The sequence below is a fragment of the Synergistaceae bacterium genome (assembly GCA_017443945.1).
Taxonomy (GTDB): Bacteria; Synergistota; Synergistia; order Synergistales; family Aminobacteriaceae; genus JAFUXM01.
The window spans coordinates 1-13,727 of sequence record JAFSXS010000057.1 but is presented as its reverse complement, the minus strand read 5'-3'; the positions used below and the strand labels follow the sequence as shown (position 1 = coordinate 13,727).

Below are 13,727 nucleotides of genomic sequence, written 5' to 3'. Positions count from 1 at the left end.
GCGGTTAATTGCGATTGTGTGAATGAGATAACATTTTTGTAGTTGTAAATGTAGTTGTAAAAAACTTTTCTTCGTTCATGTAAAATTATTTTGTGAGTCAACGAGAAAATTATATCATAAAACTTTTTGCATAAACGCGACTCCAGAGTCAAAACCGGGTGGGCGGGTGGGACTAACCAATTTGAACGCGACTCTTAATTTGCATTGTTACGGGAATATGAGCAATAAACTTTTGCATAAATGCGACTCCAGATTCAAAACCGGGTGGGTGGGACTAACCAATTTGAACGCGACTCTTAATTATTTGCATTGTTACGGGAATATGAGCAATAAACTTTTCTATAAATGCTACTCCAGAGTCAATAAATTATATTCAACGGTATATCCCCCCTGCTATTTTAGCGCGTATAATAATTCTTGAAGGAGTGAGTCAATATAATCAATGCAATAATCGCAGAATTTAACCCGTTGCATAAAGGCCATGAATCAATAATAAATTTCATGAAGGAACGCGGCGCAGTAGTTGTTATTCTCTCGTCAAATTTCACGCAGAGAGGCAGCCCAGCAATTATTGACAAGTTCAAACGCTCGGAAATTGCGATAAAGGCCGGTGCTGATTTAGTGATTGAGCTTCCGTTCTTGTTTGCGTGTTCGGCTGGTCAGGATTTTGCGCGCGGGGGAATCGATTTAATTGCGAAAACCGGACTCGCTGACTCAATTACATTTGGAATGGAAGATATAAATTTTCCCGTTGAGTCTCTCGTGTCAGAAATTATAAATCACCCTCAAGAATATAGCGCACTCCTAAAAAATGAGCTTGCAAAGGGAGCATCGTTCAGCAAAGCAAATTCTATCGCGCTCGAAAAAATTTTCCCCGGCAGTCATGAATTTATTTCGCGTCCAAATAATTTATTGGCTCTCTCATATATCATGAACATCAAGAAAAATAATTATCCCCTGCAAATAATAAAGTTCGAGCGCACTGGCAGTTACTCAAGCAAAATAATTCGTGAAGATTTACGCAAAAATTTTGACATGATTCCGGAATTTGCGCAAAAAATTTTGGAGTCATGTAATTTATGTGATGAGTCAAAATTATGGCCGTTGCTGCAGAATATTTTTATCAGGAGTCAGCCGCAAGACTTGAGAAAAATTTACGCCATTGACGAAGGAATCGAGAATCTATTTTTGCGGAACTGGTACAAAGCAAAGAGCCTTGATGACTTTATCGGCCGGTGCGTCTGTGCAAGATATACGCGTTCACACATAAGAAGGCGGTTAATTTATATTTTGCTGAACCTCGATAAATGGCGTGTAACCGGTGCTTTACGAGTCGGAGTCCCATATGCTAGAGTGCTCGCTTTTAACTCGATCGGGCGTGAAATTTTGCATGAACGTAAAAAATTTTCGCGCATAAAAATTATAACCAGACTCAAAGATTCTGAATCTCTAACGGGCAAATTTTTCGCGCTGACTGAACATAAAGCCTCACAATTATATAATTTGTTAAATAATTCTGATATGCTGCTATCACATAGAGTGCTACAATTTAAATAATTTTTTCGGAGGGATTAAATTTATTCATGAACAAAAAATTTTGTGTAATTATATTCTTTGCTGTAATACTTGCCTGCGCCTGTTATGGATTGATTCCGAGATTCAGACTCGAACGGGCAAATAATGATGTCGCCATTCTCGCAGATTATCGGGAGATTACGGCATTAGCAAAAAATTCCGGCCTTGACACTGACGAGGCAATAAAAATTTTAGTTGACAACGGTTTGACAGGCTTAATGGTCAGTGAGTTAACCGGCGATAACATTGATCACGGACTAGGCCACGCAGAATTTAAGACAGCACGCGACCCAATAAACGGCACAGAAGGCACAATAATTTCAATAATGCCCGACAGCCCGTATAAAAATTTGTTAAATGAATGGCTTAGAGTCAGATTTGCAATTTCCGACGATAAAACCGGACCGGTAAAGATTCCAATGTCATTTAACGTGTTCAAGACTTCGGGAATAATTCCTGACATTGACGGACTCGAAGCAGCAAAACGCAATAATCTTCCTATTTACTACAGACCTGCACCATCACCGGGGCACTTGGCCGACCGAGCTGCTTTAATGCTGAAAAAAGTTAATGAGCTTTACAAACTGTCAGCTTTCACACCTGCGGGAGAAATTGTTTCCGGTTATCCTGATGTCAGCGTACTTGCTAATGTTGCGCACGAATTAAATTTGCCGGTTGGACTCGTTGAATTTTCGCGCCAAGTTGGTGAACCTGCAATGAATAATTTATCGTCGCCGTTATTAATCCCGTTACACAGCGTTACAAATGAGGAAATGACGACCCGTAAAATTTCAAGAACTGCATTGCGTGAAAGACTCTTGCGGGCTGCTGTTGAGCGTTCAGTTAGATTTTTGCTGCTGAGGACTGCTCCGCCGAACTCGTCAGAATTTATATTTGAAGATTTCGCGAAAGAAGTAAAATCACTTGCTGACGGACTCAAATCTCACGGGTTTAAACTTGCTTGGCCTGATGCGGTTTTTGCGCGCGAGAAGCTGGACACGAATATTTTTGCGGCATTTGCTTTGTCAGGCGTATTATTTTTTGCGGCGTACTCATATTTTACGAGAATGGGATTATCACGCACGAATAAAAATTTTGCAGTGTTCACAATTTTAGGGATTCTGACTGCACTAGCGATATATAAATTTTCAGGCATTGCACGTATTGCCGGAGCCTTTGCCGCGCCGTTAATTGCTGTTGAAGCGTCATTAATTGCAATGGACTCTAACCGCGATAAAAATTTAATTCCCTCGTTCTTGTTTGCGATAATAAGCGGTCTTGCTCTTGCGTCGTTCTTCAGTGTTACGAGTTATATGCTGAGATTGCAAACTTTTTCGGGAGTAAAGCTGACTCTAATTCTGCCTCCTGTACTTGTTTTGCTGCATGACTTGAAGAGGCGCATACATCCTGAGTCATTGATAGAATTTCTCTCAAGGCCGCCGCTATGGGGTGAGCTGGTGTTAATAGGCGTTCTGCTGGCTGCTGTTGGTTTAATGATATTCAGGAGCGGGAACGTTGCATTTATTCCGGGATTTGAAGCACGAATACGCGAGACATTAGAAAGAGTCTTAATCGCAAGGCCAAGAACGCGTGAAGTTTTTGTCGGTTATCCGTCGTTATTGCTGTTAAATTTTCTAGTGAGCAAAAAATTATTTGCACATTACCGCGAAATTTTGAGAATCGGCGTTGTATTAGGCTTCTCGACTGTAATAAATAGTTTCTGCCACTTTCACACGCCTTTGACGCTGATATTACTGCGGGAATTTAACGGACTCTGGACGGGCTTAATTGTCGGTCTTGCTGTTGTCCTGCTGGTAAAATTTGTGCTGATTCCGTTGTTGAAAATTTTGCGGCCTCTTATATCATGAGAAAATATAAAGCTGCTCTATTAGGCTATTACGGATTTAATAATCTCGGTGATGAATTATTACTGCAGGCGAGTATAAATATTTTGCTTGAGGCTGGAGTCACGCGCGAAAAAATTATAGTTCTCTCAAATAATCCCGATGAGACAACAAAAAATTTCGGTGTTGACTCGATTAACCGCTGGCAATATCGCGAAGTCTGGCGGGTGCTGAGAAATTCCGAAAGTCTAATACTCGGCGGAGGTGGACTCTTTCAGGACTCAACAAGTATAAAATCTTGCGTATGGTATTGGCTTATTATGAGGCTCGCGAAAATGGCCGGAACGAAAATTTTTGCGCTTGGTCAGTCAATCGGGCCGCTTGAGAGTCGAACGGGTCAATTTTTTGCGGGAAATGCTTTAAGGCTGTGCAGGCTGGTTCACGTCAGGGACAATAACTCGCAGAAACTCGCAGAAAAATTTAATTGCGTGAATATAATTAGAGGCTCTGACATTGCATTGAGTCTCAAACCGGGAAATTTTACGCGCGAAAATAATAAATTGCTCATAAATTTGCGTCCATGCAGGAATCTTGACTCGTTCGTGAAAATAATTTTGCCTCACATAAATAATTATAAATCCGCGAAAATCGGTGTTGCCCTTGCTCCTGAAGACGAGAGCGCACTAAAAAATTTGCCGCTTACAGATATTATAAGAGTCAAAAATTTTCATGAGGCGTGCGAAATTTGGAGTGATTCAGAGTCAGCTATTGGAATGCGCTTACATTTCGGTGTGTTGTCGAGAATCTTTGCGACTCCTTTAGCGTTAATGCCTTATGACGTGAAAGTCAGCGAGTTTGCAAAAGAGTCCGGCGTTCCCTGCATAATTGACTCGTGGGTAGAGCCAGTAAAACCGCGCGAAATTAATTTATTATATTATGATAAAATTTGCACATGGATAAACGCAGAACTAATGAAATCGGAATAAGATATGTCGAGAGCCTCACGCTTTACGAGGAATTTGCGACAAGAATCAGGAATTTAATTCAGGATTTAGTCGAGCTTGAGGGAGTCGAATTTTACGCGATAGAAGGCTGGGCAAAACCTCCGGCGGAATTGTTGCGCGCACTTTCTGCACTTGAGGAAAACGAATTAAACGCTATTGACCTCGTTACAGTTAGAGTCTTGCTGCGATTCCCTGAGGACGTGCTGAAAATTGAGTCGGTCGTAAAATCTGAATTTGATATTGATTCGACTCGTTCTGTACCATCCAGCGGGCTTGAAGATCCGTTCAGATTTGGTTATCCGGCAGTTGTGTACATTTTATCGCTGTCAGAATCAAGAGCTAATTTGCGTGAATGGGCGAAATATAAAAATTTGAGCTTCAGACTCGAACTTCCTACAATGTTACAAGAGGCATGGGCTACGATTTTCCCGCGAGTGAATCGCACTGTAGGGGCAATTTCCGAGAAAAAATTAACGCGCGAACTAGTTTTATTAGCGGGACTGCTTGAGACTGCCGACAAAGGCTTCTTAAATTTGCGCAACGAGATAAAGGACGAGGCCGTATTAATTCCGCCTTCAGAAAATCCCGGACGTTCAAAGCCTGAGTCAATCAATGCCGAAAAACTTTTTACAGACGAAGAATTATATAATTTGTTCAAGGAAGATGACTCAATTCTCGCGAAATGGAACGCAGCAGCACTTGAAGCAGGATTCCCGGAATTTACGCCGGACTCGAATTATCTGCGTGAGAGCTTTAATTATTTGTGCAATATTTTGCGCGCGTCGGGACTTGATACAATTTCTGACGTTAAAAAATTTCTCGCCGACATGGAAAGCGATAATAAAGGCTTGAGACAGTTGCAGACGATTCACGACACATTCAGGGAAAATACAAACTGGAAAATGGATCCGTTCTCGGCATTGTTCCTGCTGGTGTTAAATTTCAAGTGGGATAACCTCAAGGATAAAGACTTAGTGAAGCTCAACATTAAATCAGGCTCAGACAGAATTACAGGAGGAAAATAAATTTATCATGATGAGAAGTATAATTTTATGGGCGATAGTCTCATATTTAATAGGCTCATTTCCGACGGGCTATGTAGTAACGAAATTATTTCACAAGGACGAAAACGGAAAGCGCGACGGACTCGACATTCGTTCAATAGGATCCGGAGCAATCGGAGCAACAAACGTAGGGCGCGCGATGGGGCCTGTATGGTCATGGTTTACGGCGATAGTAGACATGTTAAAAGGTGCATTTGCGTTATTACTAGCTGCACATATTGCGCCGGCTGAGTCGCAAAATTTAATTGCGTCGATCGCTGCATTTGCTGTCGTAATAGGCCATAATTATCCGGTCTGGCTGAAATTTAAAGGCGGCAAGGGAGTAGCTACAACTTACGGGACATTATTTTTTATTTGGCCGTACAAGTCATTTGCTGTAGTGTTATTATGCGGGGCTATCTGGTATGCTGTGAGGTGGCTGACTCGATATGTATCACTTGCGTCAATGCTTTCACTTGCTGCGATGCCGTTAGGTTTTGCTATGTTAGGAGCGCCGAAAGAGTTTATTATTTTGTCTGCTGTACTTGCTGCTTTGTGTGTGTTCAGGCATAGAACGAATATAGCAAGAATGATTCACGGCACAGAAGCGAAATTTACGCCTAAGTCCAAGAAATAAAGTCAAAAGCTAAAACATTATTCACATACACGCAATAATCAATAATGCAGCAATAAAGTTTTTCCCCGCCGCCTCACCCCACCCACCCACCCGTTCGGCGGCGGTATTTGTTATCATCGCTTTATTGACTCACTTAATGCAGCAAAAAACGCGTCAATCTCGTCAATAGTCGTAAAATATCCCGGAGAAACCCGTAATGCTCCCTGAGGAAAAGTATTCAAAGTCTTATGTGCTATCGGTGCGCAATGAAGTCCCGGCCGAGTCTCGAATCCTGCGCATGACAACTCATCAGCAAGAATACCGTTATCTATATCCTTCACGTTAAATGCGAAAACAGGAAGTCTATTATTCATGTCAGATTTTCCCGTCAATAAAACATCATTAAAAGTTTTGAGCCTCTCAAGAAAATATGCGCCGATTCCACGTTCTTTATTTGCGATATTATTTATTCCCGTCTCGTTAAGCCAATCTAATGCAGCATTCAAACCAGCTATACCGGGCAAATTCGGAGTCCCTGACTCAAATTTATCGGGCAAATCTTCAGGCTGAATCTCTAAATGCGAGTAACTCCCAGTCCCGCCAGTTATAATAGGTTCAACTCTTGACGCAAAATCAGGATTCCAAACTATCCCGCCCGTGCCTTGAGGTCCCATTAAACTTTTATGACCAGTGAAGCACAATGCAGCAAGATTTAATTTTTCAGCATCAATATCAATTAGTCCCGCCGTCTGTGCAGAGTCAAGAACTAACGGCAAATTATTTTTCCTGCAAATTTCAGCCAACGAGCTAATATCCTGCAGCGTGCCTGATACATTGCTTGCGTGCGAAAATACCGCTAAATCATACACATTATCTGCTAATTTCGCGCTCAAATCGTCAGGACTCAGACTCCCAGTTGAATCAGCCTGCAAAATATCAAGTTTCACACCTTTTGACTCTAACGCGCGCAAAGGCCTCATTACTGCATTATGTTCCATTGAAGAAGTTAATACGCTCATTCCGGGTCTCAAGAATCCACGCAGAACGATATTTAATGACTCTGTAATGTTCGCCGTAAAAGTTATTAAAAGCGGGTTGCGATTATCATAACCGTTAAAGAGTTCAGCCAGCTTTATCCGGCAGTCTAATATTAAATTCATCGTCGACATATCACGAGCTGATGAAGTCCCGCGTGAAGAATTTGCACCGCCGTTGATTAAAAAATTTCGCATTGAGTCCGCGACTATTTCAGGTTTCGGCCAAGTCGTTGCAGCATTGTTTAAATATACAGCCATTTAGTAGCCCTCCCTTATCGCATAACGCACAAGAGCAGCCATACTCGTGCAGCCGGTTTTTTCCATGATGTGCCGCCTGTGAACGTCTACAGTGTTTTTGCTGATTGAGAGATCATAAGCTATTTCCTTCGTGTTCTTGCCGTCCGCTAAAAGTTTCAGGACTTCCCGCTCACGTTCCGACAATAAACGCGCTGAGTTTCTCTCGTCGGCCTTGAGCAAACGCAAATAATCTTCAACAACGACTGCAAGTGATGAACGCGCAATATAAAAATTTCCGCCTATAACTGTTATTATAGCCTCATGTAATTCACTAGAGCTGCATTCTTTCAAGATATAACCCTGTGCGCCGGCCCGCAGACTCTCGACTATTAATTCACGGCTGTTATACATTGAGAGAACTATAATTTTTGTGAGGGGCAATTTTGCGAGAATTTGTCTAGCAGCCTTAATCCCGTTAAGCTCCGGCATTGCTATATCCATTAGAATCAAATCCGGCCTTAATTTCTGCGCTTGTTCTATTGAGTCAAGACCGTTTTTAGCTTGGCCGATAAGTTCTATATCAGGATATTTGCGCATTAACTCTGTCAAACCTTCAATAAATAAATTATGATCGTCTGCTAATAATATTTTTGTCATGCAAGATTTCTCCATTCTTTAATTTCAGCGGGCAAGTCATTACAGCCATTAAACCTTTACCCGATTCAGAAATAATCTTAAAATTTCCTCCTAGTGCTAATAATCTTTCTTGAATGCTGAACAATCCAAAACCTTTATTATTACCCGCGAGTCCTGTGCCGTTATCTTCTATTGCAATCGTGATAATTTCGGGCTTGCGGTTGATTATGATATTCACGTACGAGGCTCCCGAATGCTTGACGATGTTGATTAATAATTCGCGTGCCATTCTGTATAAAATTACGCTTATAGAGTCATCCTCTCTAAATTCGTCGGTGCTGCCCTTGCTTATGACCTGCCAAAAAATTCCATGAGGCGCAAGAATATTTTTCGCGAGTTCATCAAGTGCGGGATTGAGTCCGGCTTCCTTCAAAACGGGCGGGCTTAACTCGAATATCAAGCTGCGATTTTCGGAGATAATATTTTCTGTGCCTGCGATTAAATTTTTTGTGAGCGATTTAATTTGCGTTATGTCATCGAGTGAGTCAATTTCCCGCAAAATTTTTAGCTGCGAGATTAAATCATAACCGACTTTATCATGCAAGTATGACGCTATTTCACGGCGGGTGTCTTCTTCTATTATTGTGAGCTGTGCTGCTAATTCGCGTAAATGCCTCTGACTTTTTCTCAATGCATTGTCTGAACGCTTTAATTTCGTTCTGTCAAGAAAAATTACTGCTGCCATATCAGGAGGTACAGGAAAAGCAATCGCCTCTAAGTAGCTTTTAACGTCAACACTTTCACCGATACAATGCATAGTTTTTTTCTGGGCGACTGAATCACGAATAATTTGCGACCACATAGACTCAGCGTTTGGCCAGACATCATTAAAATTTTTGCCGATTATTTTATCGCGCGGTAACTTCATGACTCTTTCATAAGCCGTGTTAACGTCAATGAATATAATATTTTCTGACTCGACTCTGTGTACTGCAATCGGATCAAAGACTCTATCAAATAATATCTTATACGAAAAATTAAGCATTCTCAATAAAATTTTTTCCCGTCTAATAGATTTTTGCGAATAAATCAATTATAATGCGTTCATTGCCTGTTTATTAGAAATCGGAAGTGAGATTTGTCTGGTGATGGGCCCGGGCTTCAAACCCGGTGAGAGGCGGTTTGAGCTGTCTCTGGTGGGTTCGATTCCCACACACTTCCGCCAATTATCGCAAAAAAATTTTCCCTGCCGAGTGATTGACTCATTCAACAGGGATTTATTTTTTCTCACTTCTCAAGCGTTAATTTGTAGCCGCCCTCGTCAAGTTCGCTGACATTGACCCGCCAACCTTTATTTTCTGCAAAACGAGTTACATTATTTCTTGATGTTGCTGTATCGACAAGAACTACAACGACTCCAGATTCGAGTCCTGAAATTGCTTTACGGGTCTCAAGTACAGGCTGCGGACAAGATAACCCTTTTGCATTAACTGTTATTACTTCACTCATAAAAATTTACCTCCTGTCAACAAATAAGAATCCGACGCAAAGACAGAAAATAAGCCCTATTACAGTTACATAAATTCCAGTCGGGCCGAGTCCTGCACCGCTTGAAGCCGACGAAAAATTATGTGCAATAGCCGCACCCGCAAGCATTCCGATTACAAATATTCCTGCATCCGAATCACCTTCACCGGCCATAATTAATTGTCTGCCCGGGCATCCTCCCGCAAGAGTAAAAGCTAATCCAGATAACACCATTCCGAGAAAATTCCATAATTCATTTGTGTGTGCTACAGGCTGTGACTCAAATCCCGGCTTGAACGTTCCGAGCGCATAATTTGCAGCAAATGCAACGACTGTAAACGCGATAATACCCTTCAATAAATAAGCGTCGCCCATCATGAGAAAATCTCTAATTGCTCCGACTGTGCAAAATCTGCTTCTTTGTGCGAGCCAGCCGACAATTAAACCTGCTGCAAGTGCCATTAATGCGGGTGCATGTTGTGAACCTGGGCCGCTGGTCGAGAAAAATATCGGGTTGTTTTCTCCAAATTTCGGCGCAAGGAACAAGAACGCAAGCAAAGAAACAGCTATCAACGGCATAATTAAACCTGCTGATTTGGGATTCGATTCAGCTGCTCCGAGACTAAATCCCTGCCACAAAAATAATATTCCGATTATTACACCTACGATTAAGCCTCCGACACCGTATAAAGCGTTCCAATCTCCGCCGGCGACTCTCAAATATGCGCGCCACGGACAGCCGAGAAATACAAGAGCTCCCAGCATGGCAAAGACTCCGAGTCCAAATCTCACAATAGGGGAAGAACCTCCGCGCGGTGAATATTCACGAAATAGCAATGAAGAAATGAAAGATCCGAGAATGAATCCGGGAATCTCAGGCCGAATATATTGCACGACTCCGGCTCTGTGAAAACCTAAAGCACCCGCAATATCACGAGTGAAACAAGCGACGCAAAATCCCATATTCCCGGGGTTGCCGAAATGAGCTAATGCTACAGCAATCAAGCCTATAAAACCGCCTGCGATCCATGGGCCCTGCCTTGACGTTAAAATTCTGTCCATAAAAATTTAAGCCTCCTATATAAAATTTTCACCTCCCCGCGCATATCACACAAGGAGAGAGTCTCACATAAATTAAAGCACTCCGCGCCGTGATTAAATTTTCGTCATGTCATAAAAATTTTCTCCTGATTTCAAGATATTCAAATTTCAAGTACATATATTTTATTACAAATTTCGTGATTAAGCTGTAACAAAAAATTTAGTCCGTAATAACGCATTTTGCACAAAAAATTTGCGTTGAATTTTCCTGCAAATCTTTTATCGCCCATTGTGCCGCATAAGTTATGAATGATAGTGCGCTTTTTCCGCGTTCAGTCAATGAATATTCGACTCTTGGGGGGATTTCGTTATATTGCTCTCTGTGAACGAGGCCGGAAGACTCAAGCTCGCGCAAAGATTGAGCAAGCATTAAATTTGTGATGTTACCGAGTCTGCGTTTAATTGCGCTGTAACGTTTGGGCGAGTCATCGCTTGAAAGTATGCAGATTATTGGCAGCTTCCATTTTCCGCCGAAAGTGTTTGCAAGGTGCTTTAACGGACATAAATAATTTTCTGTCATGTAAAAATTTCTCCGTTTCATGAAATATTTATAGATTATTATATGACATCAAGAATTTATCGCGATAAAAAAATTTTTTTCTTTGCGAGTCATTGCGAGTGCGTGAATGAAATTAATTTTTTGTAGTTGCAAATGTAGTTGTAAGAATTTATTTTTTGCGGGAAAAACTTTCGTGAATTGATGTGAATAATTATATCACTTTTCTTGCGTGTATGAATTATGAGACAAGCAAAATTTTCAGTACGCTTTTATGTACTATATATGCAAAAACTGCGTTCTTGTTTTGTGTGTATCGAGATTCTAAAATTTGAACTATAAATTTTCAAGGAGGCTGATTTATTCATGAAAGAAGTATTACAATTTCTCCAGAAGTCAAAAGTATTCTTCCTCGCAACATCAGAAAATAACGTCCCTCATGTCCGTCCTATGGGCTTTATTATGGAATGCGGCGGAAAATTAGCATTCATGACCGATAACAATATGTCATTATGCAAACAATTAGCAGCTAATCCGAAAATCGAAATTTCTGCCGTTGACGAAAATATGAACACGCTTAGAATTTCAGGCACCGTAAAATTTGCGACAACACCGGAGACTCAGCAAAAAGTTCTTGAGGTCATGCCCGCACTCGCAAAAAGTTATTCAGTAGGCGACGGAAAACTCGAAGTATTTTATCTCGATGAAGGCTGCGCAGTTTGTTCATCAATGAGCGGCGAAAAAAAGGAACTTCCATTATAATATAATATATTCGTAGTTATATTTCTCAGGAGGGTAAAATTATCATGCAAATCAAAGCTATACAATTTTCTAATAACGGCTTCATGACGCAGGCTTTTGCTTTCGGCGGAGAAAACAAGAACGACGGCAGCCCCGATGTAAAATATTCTTCGAGTCTGCAAAATTATTTAATCGACACAGGCACAGAAATTATACTTGTCGATACAGGTATGCCCTACGGTTTTAAGGAGACTCCCGTTACAGAGAAAACCCAGATCGACACCGGCAAAAAAATTTGCGAGTACATCGACGCATTTAAAGCACTCGGTTATAAGCCCGAACAGGTAACGAAAATTTTAGTAACTCACAAGCACCCCGACCACACAGGCGAGTTAAAGTCCTTCCCGAACGCAAAAATCTATATCGGCCCCGAAGACGCAGACACACTCAAATTAACCGGCGATAATGTCATCAGATGTGAATACACTGACGGAGCTTACAAAAATTTCGAACACTGCCAGAAAATCGCAGACGGAATTTATTTCATCAAAGCACGCGGCCACACTAACGGCAACAGCATTATTATTGTCGAGAATGACGGCAAATTTTACTTGATTCACGGCGACGTAACTTACACTGACGCAGCATTGAAGGCAAATAAATTATCCGTAGTCTTTGAGGATCTAGCAGCAGCACGCGACACACTTAACCGAGTCCGCGAATTTATCAGGAATAATCCGACAGTCTATTTATCGACTCATACGCCTGAAGCAATCGAGAATCTTGAGAAAAATTTAATTATGAAGCTGGACTAAAATATGGAATTTGAGAAAGTTTTAACTCACAGGGTATCGACGCGCAAATATAATGACAAAATGCCCAGTGATGAAGCAATTCAAAAAATTATTGACGCAGCTTTATTAGCTCCGATCGTGCATTGGCATAAATTACATTTGTCAGTCGTTACTAATCCTGAAGCTATGAAACTTGCAGACGACGCAGCAGCAGAAATTTTCGCAGCACCTGACGCACCCGTGAAAATGCCTCGTCCCTATATGTATGGCGCACCGGTTTGGATAATTCTTTCAGGCAAAATTTACGACGAGAAAGAGAATCCCCAAGCGCATTTAATGAACGTAAATTTATTCTGGAACGTAGGCTCAATCATTGAAAATATGGAGTTACAAGCTACAGATTTAGGACTCGCGAGCTGCGGAATTAATACAACAGTTGTAGCTATGAGGAATCGTCCCGACGTGAGAAAAGCTCTTGACATTCCCGATGGTTATGATGCTCTTGCGTCTGTGATTGTAGGTTATTCTGACTCGCCTCTGCCTGAACGCAAAGTAAAGCCGGAATTTATACCCGTTTCATATGTCAAGTAAAATGGATTTCAGAAGCAAACATTATGAAGTCTTCAACATCTTTGACAAAGAATGGGGACTCGCGACTGCCGGAACTCTTGAAGATTTTGACGGCTGTACAATCGGCTGGGGGTCAATGGGTGAAATTTGGGGACTTCCGAATCAATCGCGCCCGATAATTACAATTTATGTAAACCCTTTGCGTTATACGGCTGATTATTTGTTGAAGCACGAAAATTTTTCGGTCTCATTCTTTGACATCAAGTACAGGAAAGATTTAGCGGTTCTAGGCTCTAAATCAGGCAGGGACGGCAATAAATTTGCGCTGACTTCATTAACTCCGAGAGAACACGAACGCACAATAATTTTTGACGTAATTGACAAGAGGTGAAAATTTCATGACGCTGCATTTAGTTTATTTCAGTCCGAGCGGTTCAACAGAAAAAATTGTGAAGGAAATTGCGTCAGAGTTTAAAAATTTGCCCGTTGAGACTCATAATTTGCTA

15 protein-coding genes and 1 tRNA gene are annotated in these 13,727 nt (G+C 41.3%); 10 read left to right on the top strand and 6 right to left on the bottom strand.

Annotated elements, in window-relative coordinates:
• Window positions 1-468: 468 nt before the first annotated feature.
• The 5 genes from IJT21_06010 to plsY are packed head-to-tail and all read left to right on the top strand — an operon-like array spanning window position 469 to window position 6,103.
• On the top strand, window positions 469-1,557 hold the full coding sequence (locus IJT21_06010; protein MBQ7577799.1) for a nucleotidyltransferase family protein: 1,089 nt from the start codon (window positions 469-471) through the stop codon (window positions 1,555-1,557).
• Between the two features lie 26 nt (window positions 1,558-1,583).
• Complete coding sequence (locus tag IJT21_06005) at window positions 1,584-3,443, top strand: hypothetical protein (GenBank protein ID MBQ7577798.1); 1,860 nt, start codon at window positions 1,584-1,586, stop codon at window positions 3,441-3,443.
• The gene (csaB, locus tag IJT21_06000; GenBank protein ID MBQ7577797.1) at window positions 3,440-4,405 is read left to right on the top strand and encodes a polysaccharide pyruvyl transferase CsaB; all 966 of its coding nucleotides are present in this window, start codon (window positions 3,440-3,442) and stop codon (window positions 4,403-4,405) included. The genes IJT21_06005 and csaB overlap by 4 nt, the downstream gene beginning before the upstream one ends.
• Window positions 4,372-5,448: a RelA/SpoT domain-containing protein gene (locus tag IJT21_05995; GenBank protein MBQ7577796.1), complete on the top strand. Its 1,077-nt coding sequence runs from the start codon at window positions 4,372-4,374 to the stop codon at window positions 5,446-5,448. The genes csaB and IJT21_05995 overlap by 34 nt, the downstream gene beginning before the upstream one ends.
• A gap of 10 nt (window positions 5,449-5,458) precedes the next feature.
• Window positions 5,459-6,103, top strand: a complete 645-nt coding sequence (gene plsY / locus IJT21_05990) for a glycerol-3-phosphate 1-O-acyltransferase PlsY (protein MBQ7577795.1) — start codon at window positions 5,459-5,461, stop codon at window positions 6,101-6,103.
• Between the two features lie 113 nt (window positions 6,104-6,216).
• Here the strand turns inward: plsY and IJT21_05985 are convergent, their stop codons facing one another.
• The 3 genes from IJT21_05985 to IJT21_05975 are packed head-to-tail and all read right to left on the bottom strand — an operon-like array spanning window position 6,217 to window position 9,037.
• On the bottom strand, window positions 6,217-7,377 hold the full coding sequence (locus tag IJT21_05985; protein ID MBQ7577794.1) for an aminotransferase class V-fold PLP-dependent enzyme: 1,161 nt from the start codon (window positions 7,375-7,377) through the stop codon (window positions 6,217-6,219).
• Entirely contained in the window at window positions 7,378-8,013 is a 636-nt protein-coding gene (locus tag IJT21_05980; protein ID MBQ7577793.1) for a response regulator transcription factor, read from the bottom strand.
• Window positions 7,982-9,037, bottom strand: coding sequence for a histidine kinase (locus tag IJT21_05975; protein MBQ7577792.1), 1,056 nt, complete (start codon window positions 9,035-9,037; stop codon window positions 7,982-7,984). Before IJT21_05975 ends, IJT21_05980 begins: the two co-directional genes overlap by 32 nt.
• 82 nt (window positions 9,038-9,119) lie before the next feature.
• On the opposite strand from IJT21_05975, the gene IJT21_05970 reads away from it, so the two are divergent.
• Window positions 9,120-9,217: transfer RNA gene (locus IJT21_05970), tRNA-Sec, on the top strand.
• A gap of 62 nt (window positions 9,218-9,279) precedes the next feature.
• On the opposite strand, the gene IJT21_05965 is transcribed toward IJT21_05970, so the two are convergent.
• The 3 genes from IJT21_05965 to IJT21_05955 all read right to left on the bottom strand — a co-directional run bounded on the left by IJT21_05965 (window position 9,280) and on the right by IJT21_05955 (window position 11,140).
• The gene (locus IJT21_05965; protein ID MBQ7577791.1) at window positions 9,280-9,501 is read right to left on the bottom strand and encodes a sulfurtransferase TusA family protein; all 222 of its coding nucleotides are present in this window, start codon (window positions 9,499-9,501) and stop codon (window positions 9,280-9,282) included.
• A 6-nt stretch (window positions 9,502-9,507) separates the two neighbouring features.
• Entirely contained in the window at window positions 9,508-10,581 is a 1,074-nt protein-coding gene (locus tag IJT21_05960) for a YedE-related selenium metabolism membrane protein (protein ID MBQ7577790.1), read from the bottom strand.
• 199 nt (window positions 10,582-10,780) lie between these two features.
• Window positions 10,781-11,140: a winged helix-turn-helix transcriptional regulator gene (locus IJT21_05955; GenBank protein MBQ7577789.1), complete on the bottom strand. Its 360-nt coding sequence runs from the start codon at window positions 11,138-11,140 to the stop codon at window positions 10,781-10,783.
• Window positions 11,141-11,482: 342 nt separating this feature from the next.
• On the opposite strand from IJT21_05955, the gene IJT21_05950 reads away from it, so the two are divergent.
• From IJT21_05950 to IJT21_05935, 4 genes are read left to right on the top strand one after another with little or no spacing between them, the layout of a single operon-like run.
• Complete coding sequence (locus IJT21_05950) at window positions 11,483-11,878, top strand: pyridoxamine 5'-phosphate oxidase family protein (protein MBQ7577788.1); 396 nt, start codon at window positions 11,483-11,485, stop codon at window positions 11,876-11,878.
• A 44-nt stretch (window positions 11,879-11,922) separates the two neighbouring features.
• A complete protein-coding gene (locus IJT21_05945; protein ID MBQ7577787.1) occupies window positions 11,923-12,672 on the top strand; it encodes an MBL fold metallo-hydrolase in 750 nt (249 codons plus the stop codon).
• A gap of 3 nt (window positions 12,673-12,675) precedes the next feature.
• Complete coding sequence (locus IJT21_05940) at window positions 12,676-13,242, top strand: nitroreductase family protein (protein MBQ7577786.1); 567 nt, start codon at window positions 12,676-12,678, stop codon at window positions 13,240-13,242.
• Entirely contained in the window at window positions 13,232-13,612 is a 381-nt protein-coding gene (locus tag IJT21_05935; GenBank protein ID MBQ7577785.1) for a hypothetical protein, read from the top strand. Before IJT21_05940 ends, IJT21_05935 begins: the two co-directional genes overlap by 11 nt.
• Window positions 13,613-13,727: the final 115 nt, after the last annotated feature.

Excerpts from the sequence above, each read along its gene's own strand:
- IJT21_05960 (MBQ7577790.1), bottom strand. The coding sequence starts at position 10,581 with ATGGACAGAATTTTAACGTCAAGGCAGGGCCCATGGATCGCAGGCGGT.
- IJT21_05975 (MBQ7577792.1), bottom strand. The coding sequence starts at position 9,037 with ATGCTTAATTTTTCGTATAAGATATTATTTGATAGAGTCTTTGATCCG.
- IJT21_05980 (MBQ7577793.1), bottom strand. The coding sequence starts at position 8,013 with ATGACAAAAATATTATTAGCAGACGATCATAATTTATTTATTGAAGGT.
- IJT21_05955 (MBQ7577789.1), bottom strand. The coding sequence starts at position 11,140 with ATGACAGAAAATTATTTATGTCCGTTAAAGCACCTTGCAAACACTTTC.
- IJT21_05945 (MBQ7577787.1), top strand. The coding sequence starts at position 11,923 with ATGCAAATCAAAGCTATACAATTTTCTAATAACGGCTTCATGACGCAG.
- IJT21_05940 (MBQ7577786.1), top strand. The coding sequence starts at position 12,676 with ATGGAATTTGAGAAAGTTTTAACTCACAGGGTATCGACGCGCAAATAT.
- IJT21_05985 (MBQ7577794.1), bottom strand. The coding sequence starts at position 7,377 with ATGGCTGTATATTTAAACAATGCTGCAACGACTTGGCCGAAACCTGAA.
- IJT21_06005 (MBQ7577798.1), top strand. The coding sequence starts at position 1,584 with ATGAACAAAAAATTTTGTGTAATTATATTCTTTGCTGTAATACTTGCC.
- IJT21_05935 (MBQ7577785.1), top strand. The coding sequence starts at position 13,232 with ATGTCAAGTAAAATGGATTTCAGAAGCAAACATTATGAAGTCTTCAAC.
- csaB (MBQ7577797.1), top strand. The coding sequence starts at position 3,440 with ATGAGAAAATATAAAGCTGCTCTATTAGGCTATTACGGATTTAATAAT.
- IJT21_05965 (MBQ7577791.1), bottom strand. The coding sequence starts at position 9,501 with ATGAGTGAAGTAATAACAGTTAATGCAAAAGGGTTATCTTGTCCGCAG.
- IJT21_05995 (MBQ7577796.1), top strand. The coding sequence starts at position 4,372 with ATGGATAAACGCAGAACTAATGAAATCGGAATAAGATATGTCGAGAGC.
- plsY (MBQ7577795.1), top strand. The coding sequence starts at position 5,459 with ATGAGAAGTATAATTTTATGGGCGATAGTCTCATATTTAATAGGCTCA.
- IJT21_05950 (MBQ7577788.1), top strand. The coding sequence starts at position 11,483 with ATGAAAGAAGTATTACAATTTCTCCAGAAGTCAAAAGTATTCTTCCTC.